The following is an 18,499-nucleotide window of genomic DNA, read 5'->3' on the forward strand; positions in this document are numbered from 1 at the left end:
AATTGTTCAATGCATCGTGGAAAAGGTATGAAGTTTGTGGGAGATTCACGTGTCCCAGCTTCAGGTCGAAAACCGAATATTCCGAAGGATTACTCGGAATATCCTGGTAAAACAGAGGCGTTTTGGCCAAACTTTCTTTTAAAAGAATGGCTAATCGGTGCTGTTTTTCTCGTTGGATTTTTATGTTTAACTGCTGCGCATCAGCCACCGCTTGAGAAAATAGCAGATCCTAGTGATACAGCATATATTCCATTACCTGACTGGTACTTCTTATTCTTATATCAACTATTGAAATATTCATTTGCATCAGGTCCGTATAATATTATAGGTGTACTCGTTATTCCAGGGCTTGCCTTTGGTGCGTTATTATTGGCGCCATTCCTTGATAGAGGACCGGAGCGACGCCCATCTAAACGTCCATTAGCAACTGGATTCATGCTTCTTGCTGTTGCGGGAATCACCTATTTAACTTGGGAATCAGTAGCACACCACGATTGGGAAGCTGCGAAGCTTCAAGGCCAAATTGTTGCGGAGGCAGAAATCGATACGGAATCCGACGGTTACAAAATTTTTGAAGCAAATGGCTGTGTTACTTGCCACGGAGGAGACCTTCAAGGTGGAGCAGGTTCGCCGCCACTTATTGATACGGGATTAACGCCAGAAGAAGTAGCTGAAATTGCTAAAAATGGTCAAGGAGCTATGCCAGCTGGTTTATTCCAAGGTACTGATGAAGAGTTACAAATACTAGCTGAATTCATCTCTACTCTTGAAAGTGAATAATTATCTTGTTAAAAAGCTGACGATTTGTTCGTCAGCCTTTTTGTTGTGGTTTAGAAATGATCGATTTCGTAGCTGTGGATCATTTTTTTCAGCAGAAAAGCTTACTAAACATCAGGTACCGGTGAAATCATATTTGGATTTTTACAAATTAGGACCACACCGTAGTTACTGTCTTTTATTTGTACGGTGATAAGCATGTCGAACAGGAGCTTTGATTAATGGCAAAAGGGAAACAATTCGAATTTTAGTTCACGTCCTTTAATTCCTGTTTTAGTTCTTACAGGGCATTAACCAGTTTGTTTTTAGAGGAAATATGGTACTATAAGAAAGATGTGGAAATAAATGAGGTGAATATACTTGAAGTTGATCTACTCCATTTTAGCAAATCGCTCCATTTTATCGTTACTCCTTGTTATTAATTTTGTCGGGACAGTTTACGGCTACTATTGGTATAAAAGCCAGTTGGCAGATACTCCGCCGATTTTTCTACCATTCGTACCAGATAGTCCTACAGCAAGTCTTTTTTTCTTATTTGTTCTGCTTGCTTTTTTATTGGGTAAGAATTGGCCGTTATTTGAAACATTAGCCTTGGTCACGCTCTTTAAATATGGCATTTGGGCCGTCGTTATGAATGTAATCGTTTTTATCATGGCGGGGGAGATTGACGGAGTGGGTATGATGCTTGTTCTTTCACATGGAGCAATGGCAATCCAAGGTCTACTATATGCTCCATTTTACCGTTTTAAAATATGGCATCTTATTGTGGCTGCCATTTGGACATTACATAACGATGTGATTGATTATGTGTTTTTCATGATGCCTAGATATCATATGCTTAATGATTATATTGCGCAAATTGGTTATTTTACCTTTTGGTTAAGCATTGCTTCAATTGCGGTTGCCTATTATTTCGGGTTGCGAAAAGACCGTTTTACACTCCGGATTAAATGAAATAGCAGTTATATCAGCCAATATTTTTGGTCTAACCTTGTCCAACTTCACATACCATTTAATAGTAATGTGAGGAGGGACAGGTATGAAGCTGAAAGCTGCTATATTTTTTATTGTAATCCTTATAGTTGCACCAGTAACGATACAAGCAAACCATCATATTTCCTCTATTGAAAAGCTTGATCAAATTTCTGATGAAGCTCTACAATTGGTGAAGTCTTCAAGATATGACGATGCAAAAAAACTTCTTGAGTATTTTTCTAATGAGTTTCTTGCCTATACAATGGAAAATCACGGTTTCTCAATAGATGAACTACGGATTGTGACCCTTGCCCAAAATGAAGCAATAGAAGCAATGGGCAACGGCAGTATGGATCATGATGAGCGCATTAATCGAGTAACGAAATTTCGTCTTGCGATAGATGCGATTACCTCCACGAATCAGCCATTATGGACGGAGATGGAACGGCCGATGATGACGGTTTTCGGAGGAATGAAAGATGCGGCGATGCAAGGGGATGCAGAGAATTTCCATTCGCATTTGAATTCCTTTCTATCTCTTTATGAGGTGATTTATCCAAGTATGAAGCTAGATGTTCCTGTGCAAAGAGTTCAACAAATTGATGCAAGAATCCACTTTATTGATGAGTATCGACCAAGAGTATTAGCTGAAGAAACCGGGTTGCAGGAATTAGTCGCTTTAGAAACAGATTTAAGAGATTTGTTTAATCAGATGTCTGAAGATGAAGCAGATCCATCTCTTTGGTGGGTGATTATAACAACGGGCAGTATTATTATTGTTACATTATCCTATGTCGGCTGGAGAAAATACAAAGGAAATAAGGAACGGGAAAGAGCAAAGAAAAGAATGTAACAGATAGATAGATGTAAGGGGCTTTATAATTGACTCATTATAAAAACCTCTTTACAATATAATTAAGCATATTATCCTTATCCTCTTACTGGTAATGGAAAATATGACTTTTTTGTAAAAAAGCCAATGTGAAACAACGAAGAAATCTAAAAACAAAGGTAATGGAGGAATAAAAATAATATGGGATTTAGCTTTTTAATTTATTTTGCCTTGATCATTTTAATCCCGATCTGGGCCCAGTTGAAAGTCAAAGGCGCTTATAAGAAGTATTCACAGGTTCCCTCCTCATCGCATATGCGCGGGGCTGAAGTTGCAAGAAGAATCTTGGATACAAACGGTCTGTACGATGTGACTGTGGAAGAAACAAGAGGGCATTTAACGGATCATTATGATCCACGTTCAAAAACGGTTCGCCTCTCCTCTGAAAATTATCATGGGCATTCCGTTGCAGCTGCTGCAATTGCTGCCCATGAGGTAGGACACGCAATTCAAGATCAAGTCGACTATGCGCCATTGCGTATTCGCCATTCTTTAGTTCCTGTAGCAAACTTAGGTTCAAACTTTTCTTGGATTCTTATCATCATCGGAATGCTAGCAAGTTTGTCCAATTTAGTACTGCTTGGTATCATTTTCATGGCCGCAGCAGTAGTGTTCCAGCTCGTTACATTACCAGTGGAGTTTAATGCTTCAAATCGGGCTATGGATCAAGTTGTTTCATTAGGGATTATCAGAAATGATGAAGAAAAAGAAACCCGTAAGGTTCTTGATGCAGCCGCTTTAACTTATGTTGCAGCAGCCGCTGTGGCCGTATTAGAGCTATTACGACTCGTTTTAATCTATACAGGAATGCAAAGAAGCGAATAGATAGGAAAAAACCAAAGTGTAGACAAACTCGAAAGTTTTCGAGTTTGTCTACACTCTTTTTTGTTTTTTTTAATAGGTAGAGTGTGTAAATTGATTGGAACGAAGAATGGTTCTTTCCACGGGTGGCTTTATGCTCCAATTGCGCCAGTTTTCTACCCTTGTTTAAATTATCTTTCAATCGGTTTTTTATTTTCATCAAGGGTGAAACCTTCGCCAAGTACATCATGAACAATACTGACAGATACAAAAGCATGGGGATCGACAGCTGTAATTAAATTTTTTAATCTGACAATTTCATTCCGTCCGACCACACAGTACAACACTTCACGCTCCTGTTTGGTGAATGAACCGTGACCTTTGAGGACGGTAACTCCCCGATCCATTTCTTTCATAATTTTTGCCGAGATCTCTTCATTTTTTTCTGAAATGATCATTGCGCCTCTAGCAGAATAAGCCCCCTCCTGCATAAAGTCGATCACTTTTGCTCCAACAAAGACAGCTACTAATGTGTACATCGCTTCTCGGTGCGATAAATAGAAAATAAGAGATAAGATAATAACGACAGCATCAAACATAAACATCGTTTTGCCCATGCTCCAACCGATGTATTTTTGTGCAAGCCTTGCAATAATATCGACACCGCCAGTAGTTCCGCCATAGCGGAATATGATTCCTAGTCCAATACCGATAAAAACACCGGCAAATAGAGCCGCAAGCGCTAAATCATCATTTAATGGAATAGCGATAAATGGATAGCGTTGGAACAACCAAAGGAAGATTGATACACTAACAGTTCCAATGATTGTATAAATAAAGACTTTTCTACCTAGCAGTTTCCAACCAATCAAAAATACAGGGATATTTAAAATTAAATTTGTGTAGGATGGATCAAATTTATAAAGAAAATAAAGCAATAGGGTAATTCCGGTGAAGCCTCCCTCTGCTAAATTATTTTCCATATTAAAGTGGACGATGCCAAATGAAAAAATGGCAGAGCCAATTAATATAAAGAAGATATTTTTCAGTTTAAGTCCAAAGGGCATTTCAACATTCCTCTCTTTCACATACTACTCCTCCAAAACGCTTTAATTATAAGGGAAGCCATAAAGAATGGCAACAACTGGAGAAAGAAAAAAATATTTGTAAAAGCTATTGTTATTATTTAATATTAACTTTAATGATGAATGTTTAATGACTGACATAAGTAGGAGTGGTAATAGCATGAGCCGAGATAAAACGATTAAGGAGATGCAAGCGGAAGTTGATACATATATTTCTCAATTTAAGGAAGGTTATTTCAGCCCTCTAGCGATGCTGGCAAGAATGACGGAAGAATTAGGAGAGCTGGCTCGTGAAGTTAATCATTATTACGGTGAAAAACCAAAAAAATTATCTGAAGATGAAAAAACGATTGAGGAGGAGTTGGGTGATTTACTCTTTGTGATCACTTGTTTTGCCAATTCTCTTAATATCAGTTTAGAAGAAGCACATGATCGAGTAATGCACAAGTTTAATACGAGAGATAAAGACCGTTGGACAAGGTTTGAAAATACAGGGGAGTGATGCACATGAAGAAAATAAAAGTAATAATAGCCGGCCCAAGAGGTAGAATGGGGAGAGAAGCAGTAAAATTAGTTGAAGCAACTGAAAATTATCAACTTGTTGCTGCGATAGACTATAAATATGATGGTAAGCTGCTGCGAGAAATAGAAGGTTTTCATGCTTTAGAAGTACCTGTATATGGGGATGTAGAAAAATGTCTTTCTGAAATTGAAGCAGATGTGTTGATCGATTTAACGACACCAGAGATAGGGATGCACCATACAAAAACAGCCTTATGGCACGGTGTTAGACCAGTGGTAGGAACAACGGGGTTTTCAAAAGAGGATTTAGCGGAGCTCCAAGCTACTTGTGAAGAGAAGGAGCTAGGCTGTATTATTGCGCCCAATTTCGCCCTCGGAGCGGTTCTAATGATGAAGTTTTCTCAAATGGCGGCAAAGTATTTTAAAGATGTTGAAATTATTGAGTTACATCATGATCAAAAGCTTGATGCTCCTTCAGGGACAGCAGTGAAAACAGCCGAAATGATTTCTGCTGTCAGAGAACAAAAAAGTCAGGGGCATCCTAATGAAAAAGAGACGATGCAAGGTGCTAGAGGGGCTAATTTTGAAGGGATGCATATTCATTCGGTGCGCTTACCCGGTTTAATAGCGCATCAGCAGGTGATGTTTGGTTCTGATGGACAGACACTCTCGATTCGCCACGATTCCTATAATCGTGCTTCCTTTATGTCTGGAGTCAAACTTGCGGTTGATACTGTAATGAAATTAGACACATTTGTCTATGGTCTTGAAAATATCATCGAATAAGTAGATAGCTGTAATGAAATAAAAATTAAGGTTTCACCAAATAAAGCTTCCAGATGCACCAAAAAATATCCAATTGAATAGATGGAGAAAATTTTTGGGGGATAGAACTAAGATATTTGTGAAAAGAGCAAATAGGAAAGAGGAGATAGCGATGAATATTGCATTAATTGCCCATGATAAGAAAAAAGACGATATGGTGCGCTTTGTCATGGCGTATGAAGAGATTTTAAAAAATCATACGCTATTTGGAACAGGAACGACAGGCCAAAAAATTATGGAATCAACCAATTTAAAGGTGCACCGATTTCAGTCAGGGCCACTTGGGGGAGATCAAGAAATTGGAGCTATGATCGCAAATAATCGAATGGATGTCGTCTTATTTTTTCGAGATCCACTAACAGCTCAGCCACATGAACCAGATGTTTCTGCTTTAATTCGATTATGTGATGTCTATTTAGTTCCGCTTGCGACTAATATGGGAACTGCGGAAGTGATTATTAAAGGTTTAGAACGCGGTGATCTATCTTGGCGTGAGATCATTGCAAAACGAAATGGTGAAGTGAATGAATGAGCAATTGGATATTTTAGCTTTTGGAGCCCACGCGGATGATGTTGAAATCGGCATGGGTGGGACAATTGCAAAATATACATCATGCGGTAAAAAGGTCGGTATTTGTGATTTAACACGGGCAGAGTTATCTTCCAATGGCACGGTGGAAGGAAGGCTTGCAGAAGCTAAGAGAGCAGCGGAGCGGCTGGGAGTAAAAGTTCGAGAAAACCTCAATCTTTCCGACCGGGGATTGTTCCTATCTGAGCAGTCAATCCAAGAGGTGGTAGCGCTCATTAGAAAGTACCGACCTAAGCTGGTGTGTACTCCGTATCATCTCGATCGCCATCCCGATCACGGGAATTGTACAAAGATTGTAGAAGAAGCCTTTTTCTCCGCGGGAATTCGAAAATTGAAAACAGCTCATCAATACGCTCCTTACCGTCCGAATAAGCTTATTTATTATATGATTAACGGGTTTCATAAGCCTGATTTCGTCATCGACATCTCGGATTTCATGGAACTAAAATTAGCGAGTTTAACTGCTTATGAAAGTCAATTTCAAAGAGGTCCTGAAACGGTGGAGACGCCATTAGTCAATGATTATCTTGAATCCGTCGAGGCGAGGGAAAGACTGTTCGGGAAAGAGGTTGGAGTCAAATATGCTGAAGGGTTTATCACCAAGACCCCCATATTGCTAAACAGGGATCTATTAGGAGAGCACGAATGACAAAAAAATTAAAAATAGGAATTACTTGTTATCCAACTGTTGGTGGATCAGGAGTGATTGCGACGGAGCTTGGAAAAATGCTTGCTGAAAAGGGCCATGAAATTCATTTCATTTCCTCAAGTCTTCCATTTCGTTTAAAAAAAATGTACCATAATATTTTTTACCATCAGGTTGAGGTCAATCAATATTCAGTTTTTCAATATCCACCATATGACATTGCTCTAGCAAGTAAAATGGCTGAGGTCATTAAACGGGAAAATTTAGACATCCTTCACGTTCATTATGCGATTCCACATGCGGTTTGTGCGATTTTAGCAAAGCAAATGAGCGGAAAGGATATTAAAATTATCACAACACTTCATGGGACTGATATAACGATTCTTGGTTATGATATGACTCTGACAGATGCGATTCGATTTGGGATCGAAAAATCAGATGCCGTTACAGCTGTTTCGAATTCTTTAATAAAACAAACATATGACCTTATAAACCCAGATAAACAAATTGTTCCTGTTTATAATTTTATTGATGAACGAGTGTATAGACGTACAGATGCTGCTTATTTAAAAGAAGAATTTAGAATACCAGAGGATGAAAAGGTCATGATCCATGTTAGTAATTTTCGCCCTGTAAAACGGGTACCTGATGTTGTGAAGTCTTTTGCAAAAATAGTGAAGCAGATGAAAGCAAAGCTGCTTCTCATTGGTGATGGACCTGAAATGTCCGTTGTCTCAAGATTGGTGGATCAATTAAAAATAAAAGACAAGGTTCTTTTCTTAGGAAAGCAAGATAATTTAGAAGAGCTTTATTCAATTAGTGATCTGATGCTTCTGCTCTCGGAGAAAGAAAGCTTTGGCCTTGTCGCACTGGAAGCAATGGCCTGTGGCGTCCCATGTATTGGTACAAACATCGGCGGTTTGCCAGAGGTAATAATAGACGGTGAAACAGGGTACATCTGTGAATTAGGGAATATAGAAGAAATTGCACAAAAAGCTTTGCATATATTAGCAGATTCAACGGTACATAAACGTTTTTCACAAGCATCGATCACTGCCGTTTTTGAGCGATTTAAAGCGGATTTAATAGTAAAGCAATACGAGGATCTTTATTACGAAACTATTCAAAAAGGGGAAAAACAATGAAAGCTCCTTTTCTAAAAGCCCTGCCAATTTTGCATAAATTAGAAGCTGCCGGATACGAAGCCTATTTTGTAGGAGGGGCAGTCCGTGACTTTTTGCTGGCAAGACCGATAGATGATGTTGATATTGCAACTTCCGCAACTCCTGAGGAAGTGAAGGAAGTATTTTCGAAGACGGTCGATGTAGGAATTGCACATGGTACTATTGTAGTTCTTTATCAGGGGGAGTCATATGAAATTACAACCTTTCGCAGTGAATCGGATTATGCTGATTTTAGAAGGCCAAATGAAGTCACGTTTATCCGTTCTTTAACAGAGGACTTGCGTCGACGGGACTTTACAATGAATGCGATTGCTATGAATAAGAATGGGGAGCTGATTGATCCATTTGCTGGGCAGGCAGCAATTAAGGCAAAGATGATAAAGACGGTAGGGAATGCTGGTGAGCGATTTCAAGAGGATGCTCTTAGAATGATGCGAGCGATTCGTTTTGTCAGTCAGCTTTCATTTTCTCTCGAAAAGGAAACGTATAATGCTTTAAAGGAACATAGTAAGTGGTTAGAAATGATTGCAGTTCAGCGAAAGACGATCGAATTTGAAAAACTGCTAAAAGGGGAAAATTATCAAATGGCAATAAAGCTCCTTATAGATACGGGACTTTATCGATTTTTACCAGGGTTTAAGGATAAACACAAAGAACTGGCAGCATTTTCACAGTTTGATCTAACAGGCCATTTTGCCATTAGCGAGTATTGGGTTTTACTTCTTTATCATTTTCATTTACCGAGAAATAACGTCGAGGCTTTTTTAAGATCTTGGAAGCTTCCCGTTAAGCAAATAAGAAGAGTGAAACTTGGATTAAGTTTGCTTACTCAGCGCCTTGATCATGAATGGAAATTAGAGGAGCTCTACCGTGCTGGCAAAGAATCTGCAATTCGGACAGAAAAACTTTTAAATGTTTTACAAGAACGGTATATAGATGCCAATATTGACGAACTAGAAGGAGTATGGCAACGGTTGCCGCTTAAAGAGAGAAAAGAGTTGGCCATAACCGGACAAAACTTATTGGAATGGTATCAATTACAGGGCGGACCGTGGATTGAAGAAAAGCTGCTGGCAATAGAAAAAGCAATTATTAATGGTGAACTCAAAAATGAACGGGTATCAATAAAGGAGTGGCTATTTACATGCAGTCAACCTTAAGGAAAAAACTGCTTGACGCATTTACTGAGCATGAAGGTGAATTTCTTTCAGGTCAATATTTAGCTGATTTGATGGGCTGTTCAAGAACTGCTGTGTGGAAACATATTGAAGACCTTCGCAATGAAGGTTTTGAGCTTGAGGCAGTAAGAAGAAAAGGCTATCGCATTATCCAAAAACCTGAGCATGTGAGTGCCAATGAGATTCGATTAGGGTTAAAAACCTCGCTCATCGGTCAACAAATTCATTACAAAGAATCAGTTGATTCGACACAAAAAGTGGCTCATCGACTTGGCATGGAAAACGCGCTTGAGGGAACGGTTGTCATCGCTGATGAGCAAATAGGTGGAAAAGGGAGAATGGATAGGAGATGGCATTCTCCTAAACATACAGGCATTTGGATGAGTGTCATATTAAGACCACAGATTCCACTTTCGATGGCACCTCAATTAACGCTCTTAACCGCGGTTGCGGTCGCTCAAGCAATTGTTGAAAATACTGGACTTGAGCCCCAGATAAAATGGCCTAATGACCTTTTAGTGAACGGCAAGAAAGTGACAGGTATTTTAACGGAATTGCAGGCTGAAGCAGACAGAATCAACTCAGTCATTATCGGAATTGGAATAAATGTTAATCAAGCGGTAACAGATTTCCCGGAAGGTTTAAGGGCGGTTGCAACCTCCCTTTCAATTGAAAAGGGGGAGCTTATTAATCGTGCTAGTTTAATTCAAACGATATTTTTAAAGCTTGAAAAACTTTATCTGCTTTATTTGGAAACAGGATTTCATCCCATTAAACTTCTTTGGGAAAGTTATGCAATTAGTATTGGCAAAACGATAACCGCACGCACGTTAACAGGAAATATAACGGGAAAGGCCCTTGGTATCAACGATGATGGCGTATTGAAAATCGAAGATAAAAACGGTGTGGTTCATAGCATCTATTCTGCTGATATCGAGCTAGGATAAAGAAATTTCCTAGCATTTTTTATGCTCGAGTATTTGCACGTTAACCAATTTTGCTTTTATTAATCGTAAAAACTCCTCTTTAGCCCAACCTTAGCAATCTAGTACTGTTTTATGCTAGGTAATTGTGCTGAAATTTGCTATAATTTTTTATGTGGGCAGTATCATTTTTGAACTGCACCTTGTTAAAGACGTTGTTTAAATGAATAATTATCTGCCTAGATCCAAATGGACAGGGACAGAGGGATGAAACAGGAATATGTTGCAAAGGGATCCTTCTGCGTTTTTTAGGATTCCTTTTTTGTTTATCTCCTCTTCCGATTCAAAAAGGAGGAAAATGATGAGAACTACAACCGATTTTCAAAAGATGAAGCAAGAGCATGATAAAATTGTCATGCTGACGGCTTACGACTTTCCATCAGCAAAGTTGGCGGAACAAGCTGGTGTTGATGTCATCCTTGTTGGTGATTCCCTTGGAATGGTCGTTTTAGGCTATGATTCAACAGTGTCTGTGACAATGGAAGATATGGTCCATCATGGAAAAGCTGTAAAAAGAGGAGCGATAGACACTCATATCATTGTTGATATGCCCTTTATGAGCTATCATTTATCAATTAAAGATACGCTTTTAAATGGAACGAGGCTTATTCAAGAAACAGGTGCTAATGCTGTTAAGGTCGAAGGGGCTGATGAAGTGGTAGCCCATATTAAAGCATTAACAAGAGCGGGAATTCCTGTCTGTGCTCACCTGGGCTTAACTCCACAATCCGTTGGAGTGCTTGGAGGCTATAAGGTGCAAGGGAAAAGTGCTGCAGCAGCAAATAAGTTAATTGAGGATGCAAAAAAATGTGAAGAAGCTGGTGCATTTATGCTTGTTCTAGAATGTGTACCAAAACAATTAGCAAAAGCAATCTCGCAAAGTTTGTCGATCCCGACAATCGGTATCGGAGCCGGGGCGGAGACTGACGGTCAGGTGCTTGTGTATCATGATATATTAATGTATGGTGTCGAGCGGTTACCAAAATTTGCAAAGCAATATACAAATTTGAATGTAGAGATTCAAAAAGGGATAGAACATTATATTTCAGAGGTAAAACAGAAAAGCTTTCCTTCTGATCCTCACAGTTTCATGATGAAAGAAGAAGAAATGCTGGGGCTTTATGGAGGTAAAAAATGAAAATTATTACAAACATTACCGAAATGCAAGCACTGGTGAAAGAGCTAAAAAATACGAATTCAATTGGCTTTGTTCCTACGATGGGTTATCTACATGAAGGACATTTGCAGCTTATTAGAAAAGCACGTGAAGTGAATGATATTACTATTGTCAGTATTTTTGTTAATCCGCTTCAATTTGGTCCAAATGAAGATTTTGCTTCGTATCCGCGCGATTTTGAACGGGACGTCAGCGTTTGTCGCGAAGAGGGTGTTGACATTATATTTAACCCTTCCGTTGCGGAGATGTATCCTAATCCCTTGTCTGTAAAGGTGTTAGTTCAAGCGAGGACGGATGTGTTATGCGGTGATTCAAGACCGGGGCATTTTGATGGTGTAGCAACTGTGCTGACAAAGCTATTCCATTTAATTTTACCCGATCGAGTTTACTTAGGGATGAAAGATGCCCAGCAAGTTGCCGTCGTCGAAGGACTGATTGCAGACTTAAATTTTCCAATTGAGCTGATACCAATTCCAACTGTCCGCGAAGAGGACGGATTGGCGAAAAGTTCCCGAAATGTAAATTTAAATTCTGAGGAAAGACAACAAGCTCCTGAAATATATCGAGCATTGCTAGAGGCAAGAAAAAAAATCGAAGCTGGTGAAAGAAATATTGAATCACTAGTTACGATGATAAAAAACAATATTACCAAAAAAACGAGTGGAACGATTGACTACGTTGAAATTTATTCCTTTCCGGAGCTTCAAACGATTGAAAAAGTGAAAGGGAAAATCATTATTGCAATAGCTGTTCAATTTACTAAAGCTCGTTTAATCGACAATATTGTCTTAGCTGTTGAGTAGAACAATTGATTATTCCAACGTAAAGAATGGAGGAAGCATCGTGTTTCGAACGATGATGAATGGAAAAATTCACCGTGCTCGTGTGACAGAGGCAAACTTAAATTATGTGGGCAGTATTACAATTGATGAAGAAATATTAGAAGCAGTTGGCATGGTAGCAAATGAAAAGGTACAAATCGTTAATAACCATAATGGAGCAAGGTTTGAAACCTATATTATTCCTGGCAAAAGAGGCAGCCGGGTAATATGCATCAATGGGGCTGCTGCGAGACTTGTACAAGAAGGAGATGTCGTCATCATTATTTCCTATGCATTGGTGGCAGAAGAAAATATTCATGCACATCAACCAAAGGTTGCAATTATGAATGAGAAGAATGAGATCGTTGAAATGCTTCATGCAGAGCCAGAAAAGACGATAATCTAACAAGTAAAAGCCTTAAGCAACTATACTTTCACGGTATAGTCTCGTTTAAGGTTTTTCTGTTTTTAGCTGAATCGATTTCATAATGTACCATCGCTAATTAAAAAACGAACAATATCACGTTTTATATTCATTTATGTCCGCATTTACTCCTTGGAATAATGTAAAATTAAAAATGAACGTTCGTTTTTTTTAACTTGAAGTGCGCAATTATGAAATGGACTCAGCTAACGAACTTTAACGACACTAGCTTAGTCTCCGTTCAATCTTGGAAAGGGAAGCATTTACTTTTTCAATCCCTTTTCTGTTTGCTACTGTTTATGATAAAGTGAAAGCAATGAAACTGGATGGCGTTGCATAACAGTATTGATAATTATAGTATAAAGCTATGTTAAACAAAATCATTTTAGTCTCATTTAGCTCAGCTGAAAGATGGGAAAGTAAAATTTTCACGAATTCAACTTTGTCAAATATAAAAAATATAAAAAAGTACTCCTTCAAATTAGTTTGAAGGATAGAGGTGTATAGAATTGAGTAACAAATTTGTGGTAGTCGATTTAGAAACAACGGGAAATGCTCCAAAGAAAGGTGATAAAATTATCCAATTTGCAGCCGTTGTTGTTGAAAATGGAAAAATTACAGAGCAATTCTCTTCCTTTATCAATCCAGGAAGAGAGATACCACTTTTCATAGAAGAATTAACAGGATTAAATGACGAGATGGTTCGAGATGCGCCAAATTTTTCGGAAATTGCCCCGAAGGTATTAATGCTTCTCGAGGATGCATACTTTGTCGCCCATAATGTCCTATTTGATTTATCGTTTCTTCAAGAAGAGTTGATCGAGGCAGGATACGAAGGTTTTTTAGGTCCGGTTTTGGATACAGTGGAAATGGCTAGATTTTTGTTTCCGACATCTGATAGCTACAAGTTAAATGAACTTGCTGTTCAAGAGGGGTTGAATCACGAACGTCCCCATCAAGCAGATAGTGATGCATATGTAACGGCGGAATTGTTATTGATCTTGTTGAATCGACTTTGGCAACTGCCGAACATAACTCTCCATCAATTGCTAAAGCTTTCTGGTGGGTTGAAAAGTGATGTGGCATTATTGTTAGATGATCTCATTATCGAAAAAGAACGAAGTTTAGAAGAGATCCCTTTTTCATTAGAACGACATCGTGGAATTATGCTAAGGAAATTAGAAGATCGTGAAGAGTTCGCTTATGACCCCTCCATTCCATACCCTGAAAGTGATGAGGAAAAAGAGCGTTTGTTTCAGGGAGCGTTTCAAGGATATGAAAAACGAATTGGGCAATTTCAAATGATGGACACTGTTTTTAAGGCTTTTACAAATGAAAAACATGCTCTTATTGAAGCTGGGACAGGCGTGGGAAAGTCGATGGCTTATTTATTGCCAGCGGCAATTTTTGCTAGTGAACGCCGTGAAACAATTGTCATTAGTACCCATACAACCCAGCTGCAGGAGCAACTATTGAATAATGATATTCCATTGTTGCAAAAAATTCTTCCGAACAAACTTAAAGCAGTGATTTTAAAAGGAAGAAGTCATTATTTAAGCTTGGCAAAATTCGAGCAATCGCTGCAAGAGGATGATGATAATTACGATATTAGTTTGACGAAGATGCAAATTCTTGTCTGGTTATTAGAGACTGAAACAGGAGACCGTGATGAGTTGAATCTATCGAGCGGAGGAATGCTTTTCTGGGGCAAAATTAAAAATGATGACAGTACCTATTTTCAGCAGAGGTCCTGGATAAAATACGATTACTATTTACGAGCGCGTAAAGCATCACAGACCGCTAATTTTATTATTACTAACCATTCCTTTTTATTGACTGATCTTGTTGCTGATACAGCGATTCTGCCCCGTTATGATTACTGTATTTTAGATGAAGGGCATCATTTTGAGAAAGTTTGTGGGAAATACTTTGGTCTATCCCTTGATTATTTACATATACGACTTTTACTCAGCCAATTTGGGCAATACGAACAAAAGCAAATTCATTACGAACTGGAGCAGATTTTGAAAGAAAAGGACTCTGAACGAACAGCAGAAACGATTCATTCTTTTGAAGTAAGCCAGCTTTTTAATGAATTAATGAATGAAATGGATCAATTTTTTAGAACTGTGGCCAATGTAGCAAAAAAGCGTGTAAAGAGCAGTGCGGCGACAAATAAAGTAACTTTTCGCTTAATAAAGGAAGGATCTGATCAAGACTGGTCACCGATCCATTCGACAGGTGAACGATTTTACTTTAGCTTAAAAGACTTTGCCGCAGCCATTAAGCAATACGTAGAGGCTTTTACGAAAGAAGAACTACAGCTTTCAAACCCGCAAAAATTGTTGATTCAGGAGGTTGTCACATTACAAAAGGAATTAGAGACAGTATGCGAAACGATTAAACAGCTTATTTTATTTCCAATGGATGAGTTTGTTACTTGGGTTGAAGTCGATATCAGATCTTCTCAAAATTCAACAACGATTTTAGGACAACCCATTACAATCGCTTCTCAGCTTAGAGAAGAATTTTTTCTGCGCAAAAAAAGTGCTGTAATGACATCAGCGACATTATCGGTAAAGGGTTCTTTTCAATACATGCTAAAAGAACTGGGTCTAGATAAGCTTGACTGTTATGTACAACAGATTGAATCCCCATTCCCATATGATAAGCAGGTTCAATTGGTGATTCCAAATGATTTGCCGGAAATTAATTCGGTATCGATCGATGAGTACGTTGCAGCTATTACAGAACATATTATTTCTATTGCCGAAGCAACAAAAGGAAGAATGCTTATTCTCTTCACTTCCTATGAGATGTTAAGAAAAACATATAATTTAATGAAAGAAAGCGGGTTGCTAGAAGACTTTATAATCATGGGGCAAGGAATCACGGCAGGAAGTAGAACGAAGCTGACAAGGAACTTTCAACGTTTTGACAAAGCGATTCTTCTTGGTACAAGTAGCTTTTGGGAAGGAATCGATATTCCTGGTGAAGATTTGTCATGTCTTATTATGGTTCGACTGCCATTTTCTCCGCCAAATGAACCGCTGACAGAAGCGAAATGTCATAAAATTAAAGAAAGTGGCGGAAATCCCTTTTCGGAGCATTCATTGCCAGAAGCGATTATTCGTTTCAAACAAGGGTTTGGCCGATTAATTCGCACCAATCAGGACCGAGGTTTTGTTGTTATTTTTGATAAACGGATCTATACCACTTCTTACGGAAAAGTATTTCTGCAATCTATTCCAAAGGTACCAGTAAAAAAACTAAATATTAATGCAACCCTTGATTTAATTGAAAATTTCCTATAATTTTTGGACATGAGCGCCAAGAATAAACCGAGTTCGAGATACTTTAAAAAAACCGCGCTGCATTAGCGCGGTAGAAGTGTGTGTGGACTAAAAGTTATTTTAATTTTAAGAAAGGGGTAATTCTTTTTTATTTAACCTGTTATAATATTTCTAATGAAACGTGCTGAGAATAGGCTGAATCTCTGTCAAAAAGCTGACATTTACTTAAGATTATTGTTACCTTTAAGCCGCGCAACTATGATTAACAAATTATGTGTTTAGTGAGGAGAATTCGTGATGGAAAGTAAAATTGAAGTTTTGTCGACGATCAAAATCCAAAATAGTCCTGATTTATACAAAATTGTCGATTCATTGAACCGAACATTAAAAGATCAGGAATTAATGTTTGGATTAGCTCTTGATCAAAACGATCAAAATAAAGCTGTTTTCACTATTTATCGTACATAAAAGAGGGATTTGCTATGAAGAAATGGATTTGGCTATCAAGTATTGGTTTAATTGTGCTGCTCGGTTTAACGATAAATATACTTTTAAATGCTCTGAAACCATTGCACAGCGCTGAAGCTAAGGCAGAGGAAATTGCTTTGGCAGAAACAAATATCGAACAAGTGACTGATTTTACGTTGTATAACGGTACGAATAGTTATTATATTGTAAAAGGGACAAATCAATCTGGAGAGAAGCTCATTGCATGGATTCCGGAAGAAGAAAAAGAACGTAAAATAATAGTCAGGAATGAAGAAGATGGAATAAGTAAAGAAGCAGCGATTGACAAGCTTTATCAAAGTAAGGAGCCTGATGAAGTTGTGTCGGTCAAGCTTGGGATGGAGAATCAAATTCCACTTTGGGAAATCTATTACCGTTCAAATGATAAATTGATCAATTATTATTATATTGATTTTAAAACAGGCGAATGGTTAAAAGATATACAAAACTTATGATGGTTTATTGGGAGGAATTAGGAAATGGAAATTCAACTGGCTCAAAGAGTAAAAGCATTAACCCCCTCTGCAACTCTTGCGATTACAGCCAAAGCAAAGCAGTTAAAAGCTGAAGGCCATGATATTATTGGTCTCGGGGCGGGAGAACCTGATTTTAACACACCGCGAAACATTATTGAGGCAGCTTCTGTTTCCATGAATGAGGGACATACGAAATATACTCCTTCAGCAGGGCTTGCTAAACTTATTGAAGAAATCGTGAAAAAATTCAAAGCTGATCAAGGAATCGAGTATAAGCCAAATGAAATCATTGTGACAAGTGGCGCAAAACACGGATTATATACTCTTTTTCAAGTTCTCCTAAACAAAGAAGACGAAGTGATTATTCCTGTCCCGTACTGGGTTAGTTACCCGGAGCAAGTAAAGCTGGCAGATGGTATTCCAGTATTTGTCGAAGGGCTTGAAGCAAATGATTTCAAGATCACCCCTGAGCAACTCACAGCAGCAATTACTGAGAAGACAAGAGCTGTTATAATAAATTCACCAAGTAACCCAACAGGGATGGTTTATACTCGTGATGAGCTATTAGCTTTAGGTGAAATTTGCTTACAAAAAAATGTTCTCATTATTTCAGATGAAATATATGAAAAGCTTGTTTATGGAGAAAATCAGCATGTATCAATCGCCCAATTATCACCTCAATTAAAAGAGCAAACGATTATCATCAATGGGGTTTCGAAATCCCATTCGATGACAGGATGGAGAATTGGCTATGCCGCCGGTAATACCACGATCATTAACGCAATGACAAATCTTGCTAGCCATAGTACCTCCAATCCAACTACTACAGCCCAATATGGAGCGATTGAGGCTTATGCAGGACCACAAGCACCTGTTGCAGAAATGAAAGAAGCATTCGAGCATAGGCTCAATGTCATTTATGATCAGCTTGTTGCTATTCCTGGGATTTCATGTATTAAACCGCAAGGAGCTTTTTACCTTTATCCAAATGTTAAAGAAGCAGCGAAGCTAACAGGGTATGAGAGCGTTGATGACTTTGTAGAAGGCCTTTTAGAAGAGGCAAAAGTCGCTGTTGTTCCAGGATCGGGTTTTGGAACACCAGATAATATTCGTCTTTCTTATGCAACATCATTAGAGTTGTTAGAAGAGGCAGTGGCAAGGATCCATCAATTTGTAAAAAGCAAAATATAAAGTGGTTCAGCAGGCAGGCTAAATATCGTCTGTCTGCTTTTTTCTGAAAGTTACAGTTAAGAATAATTGAGCTATAATAGTCAACTCGGGAATCAGAGGGTAAGGGCAATCCTGTACTTTCTTTATTGATTGTCCAATTTTGTAAAGGTATAA

19 protein-coding genes are annotated in these 18,499 nt (G+C 38.4%); 18 read left to right on the forward strand and 1 reads right to left on the reverse strand.

Annotated elements, in window-relative coordinates:
* Positions 1 to 9 precede the first annotated feature (9 nt).
* The 4 genes from NST02_RS10820 (at position 10) to NST02_RS10835 (ending at position 3,469) form a co-directional block, all read left to right on the forward strand.
* A complete protein-coding gene (locus tag NST02_RS10820; RefSeq protein ID WP_137743173.1) occupies positions 10 to 780 on the forward strand; it encodes a menaquinol-cytochrome c reductase cytochrome b/c subunit in 771 nt (256 codons plus the stop codon).
* A 357-nt stretch (positions 781 to 1,137) separates the two neighbouring features.
* Positions 1,138 to 1,731 carry a DUF1405 domain-containing protein gene (locus NST02_RS10825; RefSeq protein WP_095306531.1) on the forward strand — a complete coding sequence of 198 codons (594 nt, stop codon included), beginning with the start codon at positions 1,138 to 1,140 and terminating at the stop codon, positions 1,729 to 1,731.
* Between the two features lie 85 nt (positions 1,732 to 1,816).
* Positions 1,817 to 2,605 carry a sporulation protein YpjB gene (gene ypjB, locus NST02_RS10830; protein ID WP_137743172.1) on the forward strand — a complete coding sequence of 263 codons (789 nt, stop codon included), beginning with the start codon at positions 1,817 to 1,819 and terminating at the stop codon, positions 2,603 to 2,605.
* A gap of 180 nt (positions 2,606 to 2,785) precedes the next feature.
* Positions 2,786 to 3,469 carry a zinc metallopeptidase gene (locus NST02_RS10835; RefSeq protein ID WP_137743171.1) on the forward strand — a complete coding sequence of 228 codons (684 nt, stop codon included), beginning with the start codon at positions 2,786 to 2,788 and terminating at the stop codon, positions 3,467 to 3,469.
* Between the two features lie 167 nt (positions 3,470 to 3,636).
* Here the strand turns inward: NST02_RS10835 and NST02_RS10840 are convergent, their stop codons facing one another.
* Positions 3,637 to 4,512, reverse strand: a complete 876-nt coding sequence (locus NST02_RS10840; RefSeq protein ID WP_095306594.1) for a YitT family protein — start codon at positions 4,510 to 4,512, stop codon at positions 3,637 to 3,639.
* 178 nt (positions 4,513 to 4,690) lie between these two features.
* On the opposite strand from NST02_RS10840, the gene NST02_RS10845 reads away from it, so the two are divergent.
* From NST02_RS10845 to NST02_RS10910, 14 genes are all read left to right on the forward strand, one after another.
* Complete coding sequence (locus NST02_RS10845; RefSeq protein ID WP_095306528.1) at positions 4,691 to 5,032, forward strand: nucleotide pyrophosphohydrolase; 342 nt, start codon at positions 4,691 to 4,693, stop codon at positions 5,030 to 5,032.
* Between the two features lie 5 nt (positions 5,033 to 5,037).
* A complete protein-coding gene (dapB, locus tag NST02_RS10850) occupies positions 5,038 to 5,838 on the forward strand; it encodes a 4-hydroxy-tetrahydrodipicolinate reductase (protein WP_095306527.1) in 801 nt (266 codons plus the stop codon).
* Positions 5,839 to 5,989: 151 nt separating this feature from the next.
* Positions 5,990 to 6,409, forward strand: coding sequence for a methylglyoxal synthase (gene mgsA, locus NST02_RS10855; protein WP_095306593.1), 420 nt, complete (start codon positions 5,990 to 5,992; stop codon positions 6,407 to 6,409).
* Positions 6,402 to 7,115 (forward strand): bacillithiol biosynthesis deacetylase BshB1, encoded by a 714-nt coding sequence (bshB1, locus tag NST02_RS10860; RefSeq protein ID WP_137743170.1) that lies wholly within the window; start codon positions 6,402 to 6,404, stop codon positions 7,113 to 7,115. Before mgsA ends, bshB1 begins: the two co-directional genes overlap by 8 nt.
* Complete coding sequence (gene bshA / locus NST02_RS10865; protein WP_340948977.1) at positions 7,112 to 8,257, forward strand: N-acetyl-alpha-D-glucosaminyl L-malate synthase BshA; 1,146 nt, start codon at positions 7,112 to 7,114, stop codon at positions 8,255 to 8,257. The genes bshB1 and bshA overlap by 4 nt, the downstream gene beginning before the upstream one ends.
* Positions 8,254 to 9,456, forward strand: coding sequence for a CCA tRNA nucleotidyltransferase (locus NST02_RS10870; RefSeq protein WP_340948978.1), 1,203 nt, complete (start codon positions 8,254 to 8,256; stop codon positions 9,454 to 9,456). Before bshA ends, NST02_RS10870 begins: the two co-directional genes overlap by 4 nt.
* Positions 9,441 to 10,421 carry a biotin--[acetyl-CoA-carboxylase] ligase gene (locus tag NST02_RS10875; RefSeq protein ID WP_095306523.1) on the forward strand — a complete coding sequence of 327 codons (981 nt, stop codon included), beginning with the start codon at positions 9,441 to 9,443 and terminating at the stop codon, positions 10,419 to 10,421. Before NST02_RS10870 ends, NST02_RS10875 begins: the two co-directional genes overlap by 16 nt.
* A gap of 337 nt (positions 10,422 to 10,758) precedes the next feature.
* Positions 10,759 to 11,595 (forward strand): 3-methyl-2-oxobutanoate hydroxymethyltransferase, encoded by an 837-nt coding sequence (gene panB / locus NST02_RS10880; RefSeq protein ID WP_095306522.1) that lies wholly within the window; start codon positions 10,759 to 10,761, stop codon positions 11,593 to 11,595.
* A complete protein-coding gene (gene panC / locus NST02_RS10885) occupies positions 11,592 to 12,437 on the forward strand; it encodes a pantoate--beta-alanine ligase (protein WP_137743169.1) in 846 nt (281 codons plus the stop codon). Before panB ends, panC begins: the two co-directional genes overlap by 4 nt.
* Before the next feature lie 40 nt (positions 12,438 to 12,477).
* Entirely contained in the window at positions 12,478 to 12,861 is a 384-nt protein-coding gene (gene panD, locus NST02_RS10890; protein ID WP_095306520.1) for an aspartate 1-decarboxylase, read from the forward strand.
* 527 nt (positions 12,862 to 13,388) lie between these two features.
* The gene (gene dinG / locus NST02_RS10895) at positions 13,389 to 16,193 is read left to right on the forward strand and encodes an ATP-dependent DNA helicase DinG (protein WP_137743168.1); all 2,805 of its coding nucleotides are present in this window, start codon (positions 13,389 to 13,391) and stop codon (positions 16,191 to 16,193) included.
* 276 nt (positions 16,194 to 16,469) lie between these two features.
* Positions 16,470 to 16,640 (forward strand): YpmA family protein, encoded by a 171-nt coding sequence (locus NST02_RS10900; protein ID WP_137743167.1) that lies wholly within the window; start codon positions 16,470 to 16,472, stop codon positions 16,638 to 16,640.
* 14 nt (positions 16,641 to 16,654) lie between these two features.
* Positions 16,655 to 17,134 (forward strand): cell wall elongation regulator TseB-like domain-containing protein, encoded by a 480-nt coding sequence (locus tag NST02_RS10905; RefSeq protein ID WP_095306517.1) that lies wholly within the window; start codon positions 16,655 to 16,657, stop codon positions 17,132 to 17,134.
* Between the two features lie 24 nt (positions 17,135 to 17,158).
* Positions 17,159 to 18,346, forward strand: coding sequence for a pyridoxal phosphate-dependent aminotransferase (locus NST02_RS10910; protein WP_137743166.1), 1,188 nt, complete (start codon positions 17,159 to 17,161; stop codon positions 18,344 to 18,346).
* Positions 18,347 to 18,499 lie beyond the last annotated feature (153 nt).

This window comes from Robertmurraya sp. FSL W8-0741 (genome assembly GCF_038004005.1).
GTDB classification, from domain to species: domain Bacteria; phylum Bacillota; class Bacilli; order Bacillales; family Cytobacillaceae; genus Robertmurraya; species Robertmurraya siralis.